A 17,721-nucleotide genomic window follows, 5' to 3' on the forward strand; every position below is an offset into this window, starting at 1 on the left:
GAACCGTGCCCGGCGTTCCGTACGTTCCCCCGGGGGCGTACGGCCGCCGGGCCGCCCCGATCCAAGGACAGGACCTCGCCATGACCGACCCGGAGTTCCAGCTCGCCTCCGTCTTCGACCACGCCGGATCGGAGGCGGGCCCGGGGTTCGACCTGGACCACCCGGTGGTCGAGGACCCGGAGCTGCGCGCCCTGCTGGTGGAGCGGCTGAACGCGGGGACGCCCGTGCTGGTGACTCCGGTCCTGATGGACGACGTGCTCGATCCCTCCCGGGTGGCGGAGGTGCCGCTCAACTTCCGTACGGACGGGGAGTGGGTGTGGACGGACACCGTCACGTACTACCTGGAGCAGTACGCCCTCGCCCCCGAACCCGGTCTGCTCGCCCATCTGGACAGGCCCGGCTACACGGCTCCGGGCCCCCTCGACCAGGACGTCGTCGAGCGCGCCGCCGCCTTCGTGCTGACCCCGGCGCCGGAGGGGACGGAGGTCCACCCGCTGAGTTGACCGGCCCGCTGAACCACGGGATGCCACCGGTCCGTTCGTACCTGTCGCGGGGGGTCCGCGACGACCGAGGGGAATCAGGGTGGACAACAACGAGGTGCGGGCCGGGAACGCCGCCGCGCAGGCCGCGTCGGCCATCAGCCTGCCGACGGTCGCCTGGCAGTCGGCGGGCGAGGAACCGGCCGGGGCCACCGCGGCGCCGGAGCCGCAGGCCGGCGCGGGCTCGGCGACCGCCCCCGGATCCGGGCCGGCTCCCGAAGCGGAACCGGCCACCACCGCGCCGACGACGGCGGCCGAGGCCACGCCGGAGGCGGCCGGCGCGACCGCCTCGGTGACCGAACCGGACACCGCGCGGACACCCGCCGGCACCGCCGCACCGGGCGGCCCCGACTCCTCCGTGGTCACCGCTCCCGACGGCGAGGCCGAGACAGCCGGGGAGACCGCGCCGGACAGTGGCCGGGAGGGCGAGCAGCAGGCCGCGCCCGACGCGGAGAGCCTCGCGGCGGCCGCCGCCCCTGCCGCGACCCCTCGCTCCGTCTCCCGCCCCGCCAAGCGGCTCTCGAAGCCGATGATCGCGGCGGCGGCCACCTCGGGCGTGGTCCTGATGGGCGTGCCCTTGCTCTTCTCGCAGCTCGGCGGTGGCTCCGGCCCCGGCCCCGTGCCGCCGCGCCCGACCGGGTACAACCAGGCCGACGGAGGCTCCGACGGCTTCGTGCCGGGGGTCGACACGCCGGAGAAGGGTTCCTCGCTGCCCGGTGCCGCCGCCCCGGGGGCCGCCACCGGTGGGCACGGCGGCGGACCTGAGCCCGCCAACAACCCCCTGGCGAAGTCCGCCGCCGGCCTCGGCGCGGGGGCCGGTGTGGGCAGCGTCGGCCTCGGGCCGTCCGCCACGCAGAGCCCCGGCACCGGCGGGGGCTCGGGTGACTCCCGGCCCTCCGCCGGGCAGACGCCCGGCACCGGTCGGACCTCCGCACCCGGCGGGTCCCGGCCCACCTCCGGCCCGACGACCGGCGCCCGGCCCAGCCCGACTCCGACCAGGTCGCGGGAGACGGTGAGCACGCCGCAGAAGACCCCGGCTCCCCCGGCGAAGGCGCAGTACTCGGCGGTGGCGGGCCCCGCGTGCGCGGGCTCGGGTGCGAGCTTCAGCTACAACGGCTGGTACACGGACGGCAAGGAGGGCTGGCAGCGGTACGGCTCCGGCGGCTACGTGGGTTCCGGATGCAACGGCGGCTTCTTCTCGCTGCCGATGTCCGGAAGCGCGAGCAAGGACGCGGGGCACTCGCTGCGCTGGACGTTCCGTACCGGCGCGGTGACCTCCGGCACCTGCCAGGTCTCGGTGCACATCCCGAACAACAGCGACATCAAGGCCGTCGGCGGCAAGCCGTCGTACTACACCGTGCACGCCGGGGCGACGGGCAACGACCCGATCCTGCGCTCCTTCACCGTCAACCAGGCCTCCTCGCGGGGCCTGTGGATCAGCGCGGGCGGCGTCAGTGTCACCCGTGGCCTGCTGACGGTGAAGCTCCACGACCGGGGTGTCGACTGGTCGGGGTCGAAGAGGACGTACGCCCACCACGCCGGTGACGCCGCCCGAGTCCAGTGCACCTCCTCCTGAAGCGGTTCGGCCTCCGACGGCCACCGGCCCACGACGAAGGGAACAACCACGCATGTCGCGCCATGTGCTGACCGTGAGCGCCGAGGCGCAGGGCGACCGCCCGTCGGGCTCCGGCGGCCTCTACCGCACCATCGGGGCCGCCCTGGAGGCGGCGCGCAGCGGTGCGGTGATCTCGGTGCGTCCGGGCCGGTACGAGGAGAACCTGGTCATCACCAAGATGGTGACGATCACCGCTGAGGACCCGCGCGGGAGCGTGCGGATCGTGCCGCCCCGGGGGTCGGTGGTGCAGGTGGTGGCCGAGGCGGTGCAGCTGACGGGGCTGGTGCTGCAGGGGCAGGACGACGAACTGCCCGCGGTGGACGTGCCGCGCGGTCAGGCGGCGCTCCAGGATTGCGAGGTGGTGGGCAACGCCTGGACGGCCGTGCTCACCCGCCAGCAGGGGTCGCTGGCGATGCGCGGCTGCCGGGTGACCAACCCGGGCGGTGCGGGGATCGTGGAGACGTCCACCGGTACCAGTGTCATCGACGGCTGTGTCGTGGAGCACCTGGGCACGTCGGCGGTGGTCATCGGCGAGCGGGCCAATCCGACGTTCCGCAACTGCGTGCTGCGCGATGCCCGGGGCAACGGGGTGTGCGCCAACGGCGAGAGCCGGGGCGTGATCGAGGACTGCGAGATCTCGGCCACCGACAAGCCCGCGATCGCCCTGGAGCAGAACAGCGCCACCCGGGTGCTGCGGACCTCGGTGCGGGACTGTCTGCTGGGCGTGTTCATCAGTTCCAAGGAGCGGGTGGTCCTGGAGGACTGCTCGGTGTCCGGGACGAAGGTGCACGGCATCGCGCTGGCCGAGGGCACCGATCCGGTACTGCTCCGCTGCCGGGTGTCCCGTACCAAGGGCAACGGCATCCACGTCACCGGCCGTTCGCGCGGCTCGTTCGAGGAGTGCGAGGTCACCGCGCCCGAGGGCAGCGGCATCTGGGTGGAGGAGACGTCGGGGCCGTCGTTCAAGCGGTGTTCGGTGCGGGACGCGAAGGGCCCCGGGGTCCAGCTGACCGGGGACAGCGCGCCGGACTTCGACCGGCTGGAGGTGCGCGACGGCGCGGGTGCGGGGGTCCGGGTGCTGGAGGGCGCGAACCCGATGCTGCGGCGCGTGACCGTGTCGGACGTCGCCGGGGCGGGCGTGGAGGTGACCCGCGACGGCCGGGGCCGGCTGGAGGGCTCGGAGATCTCGGCCACCGGGCAGGCCGGGGTGCGGATCGCCGACGGCGGCAACGCGTACGTCGGCAACACCGTGGTCCGGGAGACCGGTGGGGTGGCGGTCTCGGTCGGCGGGGGAGGCACGGCCACGTTGCGGGACTGCGAGGTCGCCGACTCTCCGCAGGAGGGGGTGCTGGTCGAGGACGGTGGGGAGCTGACCGCGACCCGGGTCCGGGCGCGGTCCTGCCGGCGGTACGGCTTCCGGGTCGCGGAGGGCGGCCGGGCGACGCTCAGCCGGTGCGAGGCCGTGGACAACACGGCCGACGGCATCCGTGTCGACTCGACGGAGGCGGTACGGGTGCACGACTGCACGGTCTCCGGCAACCGGGGGTCGGGGCTGCGTCAGCTCAGGCCGTCGGGCCGGCTCGCGGTGGAGAACCTGACGAGCGCGGAGAACGAACTGCCGGACGCGTACGGCGAGATCGGCGTCTCGTCCGCCGGGCCGGGGGGCCCGGCGGGCGGGACGTACGAGGAAGCGGGCGGCGGGGGCGCGGCGGGCGGCCCCACCGGTGAGGCCGCGCACGTGGCGGCTCCGGCCGCGCCGCGCAGGCCGGACGGGCCTCTGGAGGCGCTGACCGCGCTGGTCGGCCTGAACGGGGTGAAGGAGCAGGTCACCACCCTGGTCAATCTCAACAAGCTGGCCAGACGGCGGGAGTTGGCGGGTATGCCCGCGCTGCCCATGAGCCGCCATCTGATCTTCGCGGGCCCCCCGGGAACCGGCAAGACGACCGTGGCCCGGCTCTACGGTTCGATCCTCGCCGAGCTGGACGTCCTGCCGTCGGGGCACCTCGTCGAGGTGGCCCGCGCGGACCTGGTGGCGTCGATCATCGGCGGTACGGCGATCAAGACGACGGAGGTCTTCCAGCAGGCGCTCGGCGGTGTGCTGTTCATCGACGAGGCGTACACCCTGTCCCAGGGCACCGGCGGGAGCGGACCGGACTTCGGCCGGGAGGCCATCGACACGCTGGTCAAGCTGATGGAGGACCACCGCGACGAGGTGGTGGTCATCGTCGCCGGGTACTCGGAGGAGATGCGGGGCTTCCTCGACTCCAACCCCGGTCTCGCGTCCCGGTTCAGCCGCACGGTGGACTTCGAGAACTACTCGGACAGCGAGCTGACCACGATCGTGGCCATGTCCGCCGCGTCGCACGGCTACCAGCTCGCCGACGGCACCCGCGAGGCGCTGACGCAGCACTTCGAGGGTGTGTCCAAGGGCGCCGACTTCGGCAACGGCCGGGCCGCGCGGAAGGTCTTCGAGGAGATGGTGGACCGGCAGGCCTCGCGGCTGGCCGCGCTGCCCGAGATCCGCAACACCGACCTGGCGCTGCTCACGCCCGAGGACGTGGGGGTGACGGCCGTCGCGGCGGGTGCGGGCGGTGGGCCCGGGGAGCGCCGGACGGAGCTGCTCGACGAGTTGCGGGCGATGATCGGCCTGCCGGCCGCCAAGGAGCAGGTCGAGGACCTGGTCAATCTGATCAAACAGGTCAACCGCCGTAAGGAGGCCGGGCTTCCGACGGCCACGATCAGCCACCACCTGGTGTTCTCGGGCCCGCCCGGCACCGGCAAGACGACGGTGGCCCGTCTGTACGGACAGCTGCTCGCCGAACTCGGTGTGCTGCCGGGCGGCCAGTTGATCGAGACGGCGCGGGCTGACCTGGTGGGCCGCTTCGTGGGGCACACCGCGCAGCTGACGAAGGAGGCCTTCGACCGGGCGCGCGGCGGCGTCCTGTTCATCGACGAGGCGTACACGCTGACGCCGCGCGGCGGCACGGGCAACGACTTCGGCCAGGAGGCGGTCGACACCCTGATGAAGCTGATGGAGGACCACCGCGACGAGGTCGTGGTCATCGTCGCCGGGTACTCCGACGAGATGCGGGGCTTCCTGGACTCCAACCCGGGCCTGGCCTCCCGGTTCTCCCGGTCCGTCTCCTTCGAGCACTACACGGACGAGGAACTCGTACGGATCGTCGAGGCGCTGTCCGACAAGGCCGGGTACGTGTGCCCGCCGGAGACCCTGTCGGCGCTGGGCGAGCTGTTCGCGGCGGTGCCCCGCGACCGTTCCTTCGGCAACGGCCGCTTCGCCCGGCAGACGCTGGAGTCGATGATCACCCGGCAGGCCGGGCGGCTCAGCAGGCTCGACATCGACGACGTGGCCGAACTGAGTCTGCTGCTGCCGCAGGACGTGCCCCGGGACCGGGTGCCGGGCGGTGTCGCGTGAGCCGGGGCGCGCGAGGGGCCGCGACGGCTCTCGCGCTGCTGCTGTGCGGGGCCCTGACGCTGAGTCCGGGGGACGCGGCGGCGGCCGGGGCGGCTCCGGGCGCGGACCCCGTCTCGCTGCCCGCGCTCACGCAGCGGCTCTCCGACGACACGTGTCTCAAGGCGTCCGCCCGTACGGTCACCCAGGTGCCGTGGGCCCAGGCCCGGCTGCGCCCCGACATGGTCTGGCCGCTGTCCGAAGGGGCCGGGGTGACGGTGGCCGTGGTCGGCTCCGGCGTGGACGACGCGGCCGGGCTGCTGGGCGACCGGCTGAAGCGGGCACCGCGCCAGTTCGACGGTGGCCCGGCCAGGGACTGTGCAGGGCACGGCACGTTCACAGCGGGCCTGATCGCGGCAGCCCGTACCCCGGGGGTGGGGTTCGCGGGGATCGCGCCCCGCGCCCGGATCCTCGACGTCCCGGTCACCGACCGCCGGGGGAACACCACCCCCGACCTCCTCGCCAAGGGCATCCGGGTCGCGGTCGACGGCGGCGCCCGCGTGGTCGTGACGGTGGCGGTGGCGGGCACGGACAGCCCGGCGCTGTCGGCCGCCGTACGGTACGCGGTCTCCAGGGGCTCGGTCGTGATCGCCCCGGCCTCCCCCGACGGCGCGGACGGCACGGTCGCGTACCCGGCGGCCCACCCGCAGGTCGTGTCCGTGCTGGGGACCGGGCCCGGCGGGGCGTCGCGGCGACAGGACTCCCGGAGCCGGGTGGACCTGACGGCTCCGGGCGAGGCGGTGACGGGCCCCGGTCCGGGCGGACGGGGGAAGTTCACCGCGTCCGGGGCGAGTTACGCGGCCGCCCTGGTGGCCGGAACCGCGGCTCTGGTCCTCGGCTACCACCCGGAGCTGAGCGCCGAGGCGCTGGTGCAACGGCTGCGCGCCACCACGTCGGGGCCGGGCGGACGCGTCCCGGACCCGGTGCGGGGCTTCGGTCCGGTCGACCCGGTGGCGGCCGTCACGGCCGTGCTCCCCGAGGAGCGGCGCGAGGAGGCTTCCGGGAGCGCCCGGGCGCCGGTGCCCGGCGTGACGATGCCACCCGGTCCCGGCCCGTCCGCCGCGGGTCCCGCCTGGTGGGTGTCGGCCGGTTCCCTGGCGGTACTGGCGGCGGTGGCGGGGGCCGCCGCCGTAGTGCCGCGGGGGCGGCGACGGCGTTGGCGGCCGGGCGGCTATCAGGCCCCCGCGCCGGAACGGAAGCCCGGATGAGGGCCGCTCGGCAAGGACGCAAGCGATGCGTTACCGAGCGGGGCAGGATCGACGGCGAATCATTAGCAGAACATTAGTCAAGGTTGCGAGTGTCTCCCCGAACGGGCCTGACGCAGAGGGTCGTCGGTGCCGCCGTCGTCCGCCCTAGAGCCGTCGACGGCACAGCGCGAGGGGAACAGCCAGGATGGTCATGCAGGGGGACAGCGCCGGCGGTGTGCCGGACGACGCGGGCCGTGTGGGGGCGGATCCGGACCACCGCGCGGAAGCGCGGCCCCGCCCCACAATGGACCGCGACACACTGGCGGAGCTCCACCGGCTGCACGCCTCCGCCCTGTTCCGCGCGTTGCTCCGTCTGACCAGCGGGGACCGGGGCAAGGCCGAGGACATGCTTCAGGAGACGTTCCTGCGTGCCTGGCAGAACCCCCAGGCGCTGGCCCGCGGCCCGGAGCACGGCCGCCCCTGGCTCTTCACCGTCGCCCGTCGCATCGCCATCGACCACTTCCGGTCGCTGTCGGCCCGAGCGAAGGAACTGGGCGACGAGACACCGGAGGACCGGGCGTCCTCGGACGACCCCTACGAGGAGGTCGTGGTGGCGCACGCCATCCACGACGCCCTCGCCGAACTGGGGCCGCACCACCGGGAGGTCCTGGTGGAGCTGCACCTCAACGACCGCTCGACCACCGACGCGGCGGCGGTGCTCGGCATCCCGCCGGGCACCGTCAAGTCCCGCAATTTCTATGCCGTACGGGCACTGCGCCCCGTCCTGGAACGCCGGGGCCTGGCCCCGGCGTGACCTCCGTGCCCACCCGCACCCGCCCCGGCCCCGCCGCGCGGGCCACCACTCAGGACGACCGACGAGAAGGGACCGCCAGGTGGTCACCGTCGTAGCCAGAATCGACAGGGACGAACCCGCGCACTGGACGGACGCACCCGACTACAGCCCGGAGGAGTGGCGTACGGGCCGGGGCGAGGAGCCGTCGGCGGTGCCGTCCACGGGTGACGACGACGTGCCGCGCACGGGCGCCGCCCACGATGAGAACGAGGGGGGTGAGCCGGCCGAGGGCGGCGACCTCGCCGTACACCCGGAGCCGGACGCCGAACACGCCACTGTCGCTGCGGTGGCCCCGGAGCCGGACATCGAGCACCGCACCTCCGTGGTCGTGGCCCCGGAGCCGACGGAGGCCCCGACGGAGGCCCCGGCGCCACGGGCGGAGTCCGCCGCCCCTGCCCCGGTCTCGGCCCCGGCCCCGGTCCCGGCCGAAGCCACCCCAGAGGCCGGCAGCGCACCGCCACGGCATCTCGGCCGCACCGCTGACCAGGACCTGTCGAGTGAACGCCTGATCCGCCGCCCCACCCGCGGTCGCTTCCGGGTCGGCCTGCGCCGCGCCCCGGGCCGGGTCACCGAGGACCTCCTGACCCCGCTGCGGCGCAGTCACCGGATCGCGGTGATCAGCCAGCAGGGCGGGGTAGGGAAGACCACCACGACCCTGGCTCTCGGCGCGGTGCTGGCACATGAACGGGCCGACCGCGTCGTCGCCGTGGACGCGAACCCGGACTCGGGCACCCTGGGCCGCCGCGTCCGGCGCGAGACCGGCGCCACCGTGCGCGACCTGGTGGCCGCGATCCCTAGCCTGCGCACCTACATGGACATCCGGGCGTTCACCACGCAGGCGCCCAGCGGCCTGGAGGTCGTCGCGAACGACGCGGACCCGACGGTCTCACGGAGATTCGACGACCAAGACTACCGGCAGGTCGTCGACCTGCTCTGCGGCCAGTACCCGATCGTCCTCACGGACACCGGAACCGGCATGCTGCACGACACCATGCGCGGCGTCCTGGACCTGTCGGACCAGCTGGTCGTCGCGGCCACGCCGAGCGTGGACGGCGCGAGCAGCGCCGTCCTCACCTTCGACTGGCTGACCGCCCACGGCTACGAGGAGAAGGCACGCGACGCGGTGACCGTCGTCTCCGGCGTGCGGTCGTCGGCGGGGCGGCTGATCCGGGTCGACGAGGTCGTCGCCCACTTCCAGCAGCGGTGCCGGGCCGTGGTGACCGTTCCGTACGACCCCTACCTGGCGCGCGGCGGCGAGGTCGAACCCGAGTGGATGCGCGGCCGGACCCGAGCCGCGTTCTACGAACTCGCGTCGCTGGTGGCGCGGGAGTTCGGCCGCGACTGAGGCACCATCGCCACCCACGAGCGCACACGCCTTCCCCCACCCCGGAACACTGGAGGACAACCCATGGCCTGGTACGAGGGCCCCTGCCGGATCACCGTCACCGGCGTCGACGCCGACTGGCCGCAGCGCGCGGTGGTCGTGGTGTCCGGCGTCCGGGGAGCACGGATCGAGATCCCGGGCGAGGTGGGAACGGTCCGGCACATCGACGCGCCGGGCTGGCACCTCGTGGTGGAGCACCGGCACGAGGGGAAATGGCGCCCCAACATCCGTGCGGTCAGGAGCCGTTGGGAGACCGTGGACGGCGTCCGTACGCAGACGGTGACCAGCAAGGACGTGGACTGGCCCCAGGGGAACCAGCACGAGCGCAACCTCGTGCTGCGCCTGGAGTGGATCGGCCAGTCGGCCGAACGCACCCACGAGCTGGTCCACGACGCTCCGATCAGGGCGGCGACGCAGTCGACGTCGACCACCCCGGCCGGTCTCACGACCGCCGGCCCCGCCCAGGGCTCCACGCGGTCGTCGTCGGACGACACCGCCTTCGGCAGCCGGCCCGCCGCTTCTCCGGCCCGTACGACATCGCACGGGCACACGTCGACGAGCAGCAGCAGCCCCTGGTGAGCCGGGGGCGTGAGCCGGTGGGGGCGCTTACCGGCCTCGACCTGCGGGAACGTCAGCGGAACGCGAGCGAGGCGTTGGAGGCGGGGTGCGGGATCAGGCTGGAGCAGCGGGGAGTCGAGGGGCGGCGTGGCGACCCGGGCCTCACACCCCGAGGTGCTGCTTGGTGGCGGGGTCAGCGGCCGGGGCCTCGGCGGTGGCGCCGTGCTGCTCCTCCTCGGGTCGGCCCTTCTTGGGCAGGAGGAAGGTGATCGCGAGGAAGGCCACCAGCAGGCAGGCCTGGACGATCAGCGCGCGGTGGAATCCGGCGGTGAAGTCGCCGGTCTTGGCCTGGGCGAAGAACACCGAGCCGAAGACGGCGACGCCGATGGAGCCGCCGACCGCCTGGACCGCCGTCAGGACACCGGAGGCGGAACCGATCTCGTCGTCGTCGACCGCGGCCAGGATGAAGCTGAACAGGGCGGCGATCACCATGCCGGCACCGACGCCCGCCACCACCGTGCCGGGAACGATGTCCCAGATGGAGAACGAGGCGGCGTCGAGGCCGTCCAGCTCGAACCACAGCACGGCCGCACCGGCCAGCTGGACCAGCGGTCCGATCTGCAGGACCCTTCGGCCGATCTTGTCCGCGAGGAACGCGCCGCTGACCGCGCCGCCGATCGCGGTCCCCACCGCGAGCGGCAGATTGCCGAGTCCCGCCTCCCCGGCGGTGAAGTGCCGGCCGATCTGCAGGAACAGGGTCAGCACGAGCTGCGTACCGATCAGCCCGCCGAAGAACAGCGCGATGCCACCGAGTCCGACGGTGAACGCCGGCTTGCGCAGCAGGCCCGGGGTGACCAGCGGCTCACGGCCCGCGGCGGCCGTCCGGCGCTGCTGGAGGGCGAACAGGGCGAAGCCGATCACCGAGGCGGTCATGCTCAGCCACGTCCACAGCGGCCAGCCGTCCTCCTGCCCCTGGTTCAGCGGCAGCACGAGCAGGACGCAGGAGACCACGACCAGGGCCGCGCCGACCATGTCGACCCGGAGCGTGCGGTCGCCCGACTTCCTGGGCACGAACTTCGCGGCGACGATCAGCGCCGCGACACCGATGGGCAGGTTGATCAGGAACACCGACCGCCAGCCCAGGTCGAAGAAGTCGGCCTCGATGAGGAAGCCGCCCAGAACCGGGCCGATGATGCCGCCCAGGCCGAGTACGGGGCCGAAGATCGCGAAGACCTTGGTGAGCTCGGGACCGGAGAAGTTCTCCCGCAGCAGGCCCAGGCCCTGCGGGAGCAGCATCGCGCCGGCGGTGCCCTGCAGCAGGCGGAAGGCGATGAGCGACTCGATGTTCGGCGCGATCGCGCACAGCAGCGAGCTCGCGGTGAAGGCCGCCAGGCCGATCAGGAACATCCGGCGCCGCCCGTAGCGGTCACCGAGCCGGCCGCCCAGGACGAGACCGGCGCCCAGGGTGAGGGCGTAGCCGCCGATCACCCACTGCAGTCCGACGGAGCCAGCACCGAGGGATTCCTCCAGGTCAGGCCCGGCGACGTTGACGATCGACGCGTCCAGGAGGTCCATGATCTCCGCGACGATCATCACCGCCAGGATCAGCCATCGCCACCGGTAGGGCTCGGGCCGGGTGGTCTCGTCAGGGGTGGGGGACGGGTCACGCACGATAGATACCTCCATGGTGAAGTAATTCCATGGTGAAGGTAAAGTGAGGACGGTAGGTTGTCAAAGCGGGCCGCCGGTGTGGGACCGCGCGGCACGACAGAACGCGGAGGAACCTGCATGGAGGAAGCGATGCGCGACGGCGTCGCGGAGCAGCGTGAGCGGCTGATGGAATCGCTGAGGATCTACGGCGGCCACTATGCCGAGCTCAGCCGGCGCTTCGCCGCCTGGCTGGGCCTGCACTCCACCGACGCGACCGCGGTACTGGAGATCGCCGCCGCCGAGGAACGCGGCACCCCTCTGTCACCGGCACGACTGAGCGAGCGGATCTCCCTCTCCACGGGCGCCACCACCGCGCTCCTGAACCGCCTCGAAGCGGCAGGACACATCACCCGCGCGCGCGAGCACTCCGACCGGCGGGTCGTCACCCTGCGCAGCGGCGGGCACATCCAGGAGCGGGCGGACGAGTTCTTCGGCCCCCTCGCCCGCCGCCTCGACACCGCGATGTCGCCCTACCCGCCCCAGCTCCTGGAGCAGTTCGAAGCGTTCATGGCCGACCTCAACTCCACCATGGACACCCACCTCGCGGAGTAGGAACAACCGCCCGTGCACCGTCGGGCGGGTGGCCCGCGTCAGACAGGTGCATTCGCGTCAGGCGGGTGGGTCCGCGTCAGGCAGGTGCGTCGAGGAGGTGCGGGCCGTTGTTGCGGACGTTGTTGACGGCCATGGAGACGGGCCGGACGTCGAGCCGGCCGTCCGCCGGCTGCGTGAGCAGAGCACGGAGGTCGTCGGTGTCGTGGTGGTGGGGGTCGAGCCAGGTGTCGTAGTGGTCGGGGGTGAGGGCGAGCGGCATGCGGGGGTGGACGCGGCCGGCCGCGTCGGTGGCTTCGGTGGTGATGATCGTGCAGGTCGTGAGCCAGGCTTCGGGGTCGTCGTCGCTGCCGACGTCGGGGTCGCGCCAGTACTCGTAGAGCCCGGCCATGGCCATGACCTGGCCGTCGGAGGGGCGGATGAGGTACGGCTGCTTGCGGGTCCTGCCCGTCGCCTCGTCCTTCACCGGCTCCCACTCGTAGAAGCCGTCGGCGGGCAGGAGACAGCGGCGTCTGGCGAAGGCGCGCCGGTAGGCGGGCTTCTCGTGGACGGTCTCGACCCGCGCGTTGATCATCCGCGCACCGGCCTTCGGGTCCTTCGCCCACGACGGCACGAGCCCCCACCTCAGCGCACGCAACTCACGGCGCGCGTCGCCCCCGTCGTCGCGGGCGGCACGTTCGAGCACCGCGTAGACCTCGTCGGTCGGGGCGACGTTCCAGCTGGGCGCCAGCGCCTCCTCGGGGCGCCAGTCGGTGACCTGGAAGAGCCGGGCCAGATCCTCGGGACCACGGGTGGAGGTGTAACGACCGCACATGAGGCAACTGTGCCACGGCACCCACCCGCCCCGACGGCGATAGCCACCCCGTGTCACCGGGCGATCCCCGGCACGCCGGCGACAGAGGGTGGAGCGCTTCTCGCCTACGGCTGCTTCGCCATCTCCTGGACCTCGTCGGCGATGCCCTCCAGAACGGCCTTCGGATCGGCGGACGGCGCCACCGCCTTGCCGATGTTCCGCTTGATGGTGTTGCTCACCTGCAGCCAGGAGGGTTCGTTGACCGGGTAGAGCTCGGCACCGCTCAGGGCCTCCATGAACTGCTCGTTGGCGGGGTCCGCCGCGTCCTTGGACGCCTGGCTCGCGGAGACGGTCGAGGGCAGCAGATGGTAGCGGTCGGCGAACGCGCTGAGGTTCTTGTCCTCGTAGACGAATTCCAGGAAACTCCCGACCAGTTCACGATTGCCGTCGCGCTTGAAGGCCATCATCCAGTCGGCGACACCCGCCGACGACAAGGGCCGGCCGTCTTTCAGCGTGTCCGACACCGGCATGGTCAGGGTGCCGACCTTCATTCCCTTCGCCCTCGCCTCGTGGAGGAGCGAGGGGTAACCGTTGAGCATGCCGACTTCGCCCCGCAGAAAGGCGGCGAAGGCGTCCTGCCGGTTGAGGTCGGCGGGCGGCACCGGGCCGGTCAGTCCGGGCTCGACGAGGTTCTTCTTTATCCAGCGGAACGTCTGCGTGTTCCTCTCGGACGCGATGTCGTATCCGCCGCTGGCGCCGGCGTACCCTCCCCCGTTGCTCAGTTCCCAGATCAGGGCTTCGGCATGGGCCTCCTCGGGGCCGAGCGGCAGGGCGTACGGGTAGGGAACGCCCTCCTCCTTCAGCGCCTTGGCCGCCTCTTCCAGCTCGGTCCAGGTCTTCGGCGGTTCCGCCCCGGACTTGTCGAACAGCTCCTCGTTGTAGAAGAGGAGCCGGCTGCTCGCCACGAAGGGCAGGCCGTACAGGGTGTTGTCGACCGAGCCGGCCTCCGCGAGCGGGGGCAGGAAGTTCGCCTCCGCCCTCACCGACAGCAGCTCGCTGGCGGGGTAGAGGCGGCCCTGCGCCGCGAAGTCGGAGTACGCGCCCATCAGGGCCACGTCGGGGGCGTTGCCCTCCTCGACGAGACGGGTCACCTCGCGGTCGACGTCGGCCCACGGATAGAGCGTCACCTCGATCTTCGTGCCGGGGTGGGCGGCGGTGAAGGAGGTGGTCAGCCTGTCCCAGTACACCTTGGAGCTGGTCGACGGGCTGTTGCCGTACTCGGCTGCCACCAAGCGCAAGGTCGTCCCTCCGCCGCCCCCGGACGAGCCGCAGGCGGTGACGAAGGAGCCCAGTAGTCCGAGTGCGGCCACGGAGGCGGTCGCGCCGAAGAGTCTTGGTCGCACGGATCGTTCCTTATTTTTCTTTGGACAGTGCGTCCGGCATTCTTCCCTGGCTCGGGATGTATGGCGCCCCCTGATCAAAGGTTGTGGCCCTTTCTCCAACCGCGTCGGCACGGTCTGGTGCTTTCTCATATGCCGAGGCCGATTCCGACGCGCGTAGAGCGCTCCACCATGTCCGGCACCCCTCCGCAATGGAGTGTCGCCGAAAGGCGGACCCGCGAGGTATCGGCCTCAACACCCGCTCCCGGAGCAAGCAATGAGCGGAGTCGCCGCGGCGGAAATGCAGCGCCTGTCGAAGAGCGCCGAGGAGTGCCGAGCAGTGCCGTAGAAGCGACGTCCTCCGAACGCCCGTTGCCCGGCAGACTCCGCCCCGATAGTCGGTGCCTGCCGTCCGAATTCCGGGTTTCCGGGTTCCGGCTCGTGGGCGTTCGCGGTCGACCCACCGCACTCGCACGGGGCCGCAGTCGCAGAAGGCGAGAACGAATCTTCGGAGAGGACGTTTGTTCGGGCGCGATCGGTGCAGACGCTAGCTGACACAAGCCATACAGCAGAGAGCGGAGACGCACCATGGGCATCATCGCGTGGATCATCATCGGCTTGCTCGCCGGCGTCATCGCCAAGGCCCTGATGCCGGGCAAGGACCCCGGCGGCATCATCATCACCATGCTCATCGGCATCGGTGGCGGCCTGCTCGGCGGCTGGCTCGGCAAGGTGATCTTCGGCGTCGACTCCATCGACGGGTTCTTCGACGTCTCCACCTGGATCGCCGCGATCGTCGGCTCCATCATCCTGCTCGCCCTGTACCGCGTCCTCACCGGCAACCGGCGGCACTCGCACCGACACGCGTGACCTCCTGACGGCTCGCCACCGCACGACCCGGACGGCTCCCTCCCCTCACGCACGGGGCGGGAGCCGTCGGCGTGCGGGGAGCCGGGGCCCACCGGACGCGCCAAGGAGCCCAGCCGGGCGCGTCCGGTGGGCTCTCGCTCGCACCGCGTTCCGCCCCGATATCCGCAGCGGCCGGGTATCCGTGCGGACTCCGGGCAGACGACATTCCATGCACGGACAACATGCGCGTCCCGCGAGCACTCTGTTCGGCTCCGCTCCCTCGACCCGGGCATCGCTGCCCGGTCGGACCGGCCCCAAGCACTCACGCCGGGGCCGGAGCACCGGTCGCTTCCGCCGCCGGATCCTCGCCTACCGGGCGATCGAGTTCCTGTCCACGCACCTCCCCGATCTGTCCGGCCCCGGCGAGGAGTGCCTGCTTCTCATCCACATCCGCCAGGTGGTCGGCGAGGTCCACTACCGGATCTGCTCCGGCTGCTCCCAGGGTGTCATCACCGCCGTCGTCATCGACGAGCGCTTCCACAGCAGCGGCCTGGGCACCCGGGCCCTTCTGCACCTGCGCTCCCGCCACCCCGGCATCGCCTGGAGCAGCGTGCTGAACATGCGTACGACCCGCGATCTCCTGCGTCGCATGCGCATCACGGCCATCGCTCCGGCGTCCCCGACCAACCAGCAGGGGACGACTCCCCCGCCGCACGACGGGCACCCGTGTACCGCCGCCCTGCCGGCCGACGGCACGGCGGCGCCGCTTCCTCAGCCCCGCGCGTGAGAGAAGCGCCCTCGCAGCCGGACTTCCCCGCCCCCACCACCCGTACCTCGACAAGTCCGGGAGGGTCCACCGCCGACTCCGGGCGGGTGCCAGGCGTCAATAGAGTGAACCCCATGTCTGAGATACTGAGTTCGACGAAGACCGCCGCCGCGCTCCGCAGAACGGCACGCGTCTCCGCCGAGTCGCTGCTGGTCCTGCTGATGGCGGCAGTGGCCCTGTGGATCCTGGGCCGGATGTGGTCGGTCGTCTGGCCGCTCATCGTGGCCCTGCTCCTCACCACCATGACCTGGCCCCTCACGCGCTTCCTGCGCAGGCTCGGGTGGGCACCGGCCCTCGCCGCGGGCGTGGTCACCGTGCTCTTCCTCCTGACGGTCGCGGGCATCGTCGCGCTGATCGCGGTGCCGGTCGCGTCCCAGTCCGGAGAGCTCGCCGACGGCGTGGTCGAGGGCATTCAGAAGGTGCGCGAGTGGGCTTCCGGGCCCCCGCTGAACATCGGGGACGACCAGATCTCCGGCGCCTTCGACACCGCGATGGCCCGGATCCAGGACAGTGTCGGCAGTATGGTCACCACCGTCGTCTCGGGCGTGAGCACCGTGTTCAGCGGTCTCGTCACCGCCGTCCTGGCGCTCTTCCTGATGTTCTTCTTCCTCAAGGACGGGCCGCGCTTCCTGCCGTGGCTCACCCGTCAGCTCCCCGGCCGCCTGGCTACGGACGTCCCCGTCGTGGCCGCGCGCGGCTGGGAGACCCTGGGGGCGTTCGTGCGCTCGCAGGCGTTCGTCGGTCTGCTCGACGCCGTGTTCATCGGCCTGGGCCTGTGGTTCCTCGACGTGCCCCTGGTGCTTCCCCTGGCCGTGCTGACGTTCGTCTCCGCCTTCGTCCCGATCGTGGGAGCCCTCTTCGCGGGCCTGGTCGCGGTCCTCATCGCCCTGGTGTCGAACGGCCCGACCGACGCGCTCCTCGTGCTGGCGATCATCGTCGTCGTGCAGCAGCTGGAGGGCAACGTGTTCCAGCCCATGATCCAGAGCCGCGGCCTCGGACTCCACGCGGCGGTCGTACTCCTGGCCGTGACGCTCGGCGGCAGCCTGGCCGGCATCGTGGGCAGCCTCCTCGCGGTACCCGCGGCCGCGCTGATCGCGGTGATCTGGAACTACGTACGCGAACAACTCTCCACTCCCGCGGCGGAATCCGACGCCGAAGCGCCGCACACCGCCTCCGTCACGCCGTCGTAGGACGCACCGCCGCAGGACGCGCTCCCGCAGGACGCACTCGCGTGGGAGGCACACTCAAAAGGACGCGCTCCCGTGGGAGGCACTCCCACAGGACGCGCACTCCTCGGAGTCACCGATCAGCCGTCCCCCGGAAAGGCGTCGGCCCGTACGTGGGGCATGGGACCGCTCGACACCCGGTACGGGTCGCCGGGCGGACGCGCGACCGGGGTGACGCGGACGGTGAGGGGTCCCGCCCACTCGTACCCCTTGCGCTCACCGTGACGGGCCAGGTCGTCCGTCAGGGCCTCCCCCACGTCGCCGTGGCCGTGGCGCACCAGCTCCTCGTGCACCTGGGCGTCGAGTTCCACCTCGTACGCGTTCGGGACGACCACTCTGCTCTCGCTGCACACCACCGCGTGCTGGTCGCACTCACGGTGCAGCGCGTCGAGCAGCTCGACGTCCTCGCGGTGGCGCATCTTGGAGAGGAGGCTGTGCTGCCAGCGTTCCAGGGCTCGCTCCACCCGAGAGAGCCCCTCCGCGGCCGCGTGCCTCCCCTCCGGCCTCGCGGTCACCGCCGCCCGCGCAGCCGTCCGAGCAGCCTGCGCGCCCGCGCGCGCCTGCGCGGATCGGCGGCGGCGCGCCGGACCGAGGCGATCGCGCGCCGCCCTCGCGGCCCACGGGTGAACTGCTTGATGCGGGTGGTCAGTCCGGACATGGTTCCTCCTGGGGTCGGTGTCCCGTCCGCCTACCCGGGGAGACCGCGGCCATGTGCCGGGGCGCCCCACGCGGGCCGACGGGGTCCCCGCCCCGCTCGCGTGTTCATCTCCCCGTCACACCAGAC

16 protein-coding genes are annotated in these 17,721 nt (G+C 72.4%); 11 read left to right on the forward strand and 5 right to left on the reverse strand.

All coding sequences use genetic code 11. The features are described 5' to 3' along the window. The first annotated feature begins 80 nt into the window (after nucleotides 1-80). From ABT129_RS14255 to ABT129_RS14285, 7 genes are all read left to right on the forward strand, one after another. Entirely contained in the window at nucleotides 81-503 is a 423-nt protein-coding gene (locus ABT129_RS14255; protein WP_351900585.1) for a hypothetical protein, read from the forward strand. 79 nt (nucleotides 504-582) lie between these two features. Then, on the forward strand, nucleotides 583-2,115 hold the full coding sequence (locus ABT129_RS14260; protein ID WP_351900586.1) for a hypothetical protein: 1,533 nt from the start codon (nucleotides 583-585) through the stop codon (nucleotides 2,113-2,115). A 52-nt stretch (nucleotides 2,116-2,167) separates the two neighbouring features. After that, nucleotides 2,168-5,587, forward strand: coding sequence for a right-handed parallel beta-helix repeat-containing protein (locus tag ABT129_RS14265; RefSeq protein WP_351900588.1), 3,420 nt, complete (start codon nucleotides 2,168-2,170; stop codon nucleotides 5,585-5,587). After that, a complete protein-coding gene (locus ABT129_RS14270) occupies nucleotides 5,584-6,831 on the forward strand; it encodes a S8 family serine peptidase (RefSeq protein WP_351900589.1) in 1,248 nt (415 codons plus the stop codon). Before ABT129_RS14265 ends, ABT129_RS14270 begins: the two co-directional genes overlap by 4 nt. Nucleotides 6,832-7,021: 190 nt before the next feature. Beyond that, entirely contained in the window at nucleotides 7,022-7,624 is a 603-nt protein-coding gene (locus ABT129_RS14275) for a sigma-70 family RNA polymerase sigma factor (RefSeq protein ID WP_351900591.1), read from the forward strand. Nucleotides 7,625-7,703: 79 nt separating this feature from the next. Then, nucleotides 7,704-9,008, forward strand: a complete 1,305-nt coding sequence (locus ABT129_RS14280; RefSeq protein WP_351900592.1) for a nucleotide-binding protein — start codon at nucleotides 7,704-7,706, stop codon at nucleotides 9,006-9,008. 63 nt (nucleotides 9,009-9,071) lie between these two features. Further along, nucleotides 9,072-9,626, forward strand: a complete 555-nt coding sequence (locus ABT129_RS14285; RefSeq protein ID WP_351900594.1) for a hypothetical protein — start codon at nucleotides 9,072-9,074, stop codon at nucleotides 9,624-9,626. A gap of 141 nt (nucleotides 9,627-9,767) precedes the next feature. On the opposite strand, the gene ABT129_RS14290 is transcribed toward ABT129_RS14285, so the two are convergent. Then, nucleotides 9,768-11,276, reverse strand: a complete 1,509-nt coding sequence (locus tag ABT129_RS14290; protein ID WP_351900595.1) for an MFS transporter — start codon at nucleotides 11,274-11,276, stop codon at nucleotides 9,768-9,770. A 117-nt stretch (nucleotides 11,277-11,393) separates the two neighbouring features. On the opposite strand from ABT129_RS14290, the gene ABT129_RS14295 reads away from it, so the two are divergent. Continuing rightward, nucleotides 11,394-11,867, forward strand: coding sequence for a MarR family winged helix-turn-helix transcriptional regulator (locus tag ABT129_RS14295; protein ID WP_351900596.1), 474 nt, complete (start codon nucleotides 11,394-11,396; stop codon nucleotides 11,865-11,867). A gap of 76 nt (nucleotides 11,868-11,943) precedes the next feature. Here the strand turns inward: ABT129_RS14295 and ABT129_RS14300 are convergent, their stop codons facing one another. Continuing rightward, on the reverse strand, nucleotides 11,944-12,678 hold the full coding sequence (locus ABT129_RS14300) for an SOS response-associated peptidase (protein ID WP_351900598.1): 735 nt from the start codon (nucleotides 12,676-12,678) through the stop codon (nucleotides 11,944-11,946). 104 nt (nucleotides 12,679-12,782) lie between these two features. Next, nucleotides 12,783-14,060, reverse strand: a complete 1,278-nt coding sequence (locus ABT129_RS14305; protein WP_351900599.1) for an extracellular solute-binding protein — start codon at nucleotides 14,058-14,060, stop codon at nucleotides 12,783-12,785. Nucleotides 14,061-14,624: 564 nt separating this feature from the next. Between ABT129_RS14305 and ABT129_RS14310 the strand changes: the two genes are divergently transcribed. The 3 genes from ABT129_RS14310 to ABT129_RS14320 all read left to right on the forward strand — a co-directional run bounded on the left by ABT129_RS14310 (nucleotide 14,625) and on the right by ABT129_RS14320 (nucleotide 16,901). Continuing rightward, on the forward strand, nucleotides 14,625-14,906 hold the full coding sequence (locus ABT129_RS14310) for a GlsB/YeaQ/YmgE family stress response membrane protein (RefSeq protein ID WP_351900601.1): 282 nt from the start codon (nucleotides 14,625-14,627) through the stop codon (nucleotides 14,904-14,906). A 208-nt stretch (nucleotides 14,907-15,114) separates the two neighbouring features. Beyond that, nucleotides 15,115-15,672 (forward strand): hypothetical protein, encoded by a 558-nt coding sequence (locus ABT129_RS14315; protein ID WP_351900602.1) that lies wholly within the window; start codon nucleotides 15,115-15,117, stop codon nucleotides 15,670-15,672. Nucleotides 15,673-15,785: 113 nt separating this feature from the next. Then, the gene (locus ABT129_RS14320) at nucleotides 15,786-16,901 is read left to right on the forward strand and encodes an AI-2E family transporter (RefSeq protein ID WP_351900603.1); all 1,116 of its coding nucleotides are present in this window, start codon (nucleotides 15,786-15,788) and stop codon (nucleotides 16,899-16,901) included. A gap of 116 nt (nucleotides 16,902-17,017) precedes the next feature. Here ABT129_RS14320 and ABT129_RS14325 read toward each other — a convergent pair whose 3' ends face one another. After that, complete coding sequence (locus tag ABT129_RS14325) at nucleotides 17,018-17,401, reverse strand: FhaA domain-containing protein (protein ID WP_502981761.1); 384 nt, start codon at nucleotides 17,399-17,401, stop codon at nucleotides 17,018-17,020. Between the two features lie 47 nt (nucleotides 17,402-17,448). Continuing rightward, a complete protein-coding gene (locus ABT129_RS14330) occupies nucleotides 17,449-17,595 on the reverse strand; it encodes a hypothetical protein (protein WP_351900605.1) in 147 nt (48 codons plus the stop codon). Nucleotides 17,596-17,721: the final 126 nt, after the last annotated feature.

Origin of the sequence: Streptomyces sp. NPDC002057 (assembly GCF_040296665.1) — a bacterium.
Taxonomy (GTDB): Bacteria; Actinomycetota; Actinomycetes; order Streptomycetales; family Streptomycetaceae; genus Streptomyces.

Bases quoted from the DNA above. Each gene is read 5' to 3' on its own strand.
- ABT129_RS14255 (WP_351900585.1), top strand. From the start codon at position 81: ATGACCGACCCGGAGTTCCAGCTCGCCTCCGTCTTCGACCACGCCGGA.
- ABT129_RS14265 (WP_351900588.1), top strand. From the start codon at position 2,168: ATGTCGCGCCATGTGCTGACCGTGAGCGCCGAGGCGCAGGGCGACCGC.
- ABT129_RS14275 (WP_351900591.1), top strand. From the start codon at position 7,022: ATGCAGGGGGACAGCGCCGGCGGTGTGCCGGACGACGCGGGCCGTGTG.
- ABT129_RS14285 (WP_351900594.1), top strand. From the start codon at position 9,072: ATGGCCTGGTACGAGGGCCCCTGCCGGATCACCGTCACCGGCGTCGAC.
- ABT129_RS14295 (WP_351900596.1), top strand. From the start codon at position 11,394: ATGGAGGAAGCGATGCGCGACGGCGTCGCGGAGCAGCGTGAGCGGCTG.
- ABT129_RS14300 (WP_351900598.1), bottom strand. From the start codon at position 12,678: ATGTGCGGTCGTTACACCTCCACCCGTGGTCCCGAGGATCTGGCCCGG.
- ABT129_RS14310 (WP_351900601.1), top strand. From the start codon at position 14,625: ATGGGCATCATCGCGTGGATCATCATCGGCTTGCTCGCCGGCGTCATC.
- ABT129_RS14315 (WP_351900602.1), top strand. From the start codon at position 15,115: ATGCACGGACAACATGCGCGTCCCGCGAGCACTCTGTTCGGCTCCGCT.
- ABT129_RS14320 (WP_351900603.1), top strand. From the start codon at position 15,786: ATGTCTGAGATACTGAGTTCGACGAAGACCGCCGCCGCGCTCCGCAGA.
- ABT129_RS14330 (WP_351900605.1), bottom strand. From the start codon at position 17,595: ATGTCCGGACTGACCACCCGCATCAAGCAGTTCACCCGTGGGCCGCGA.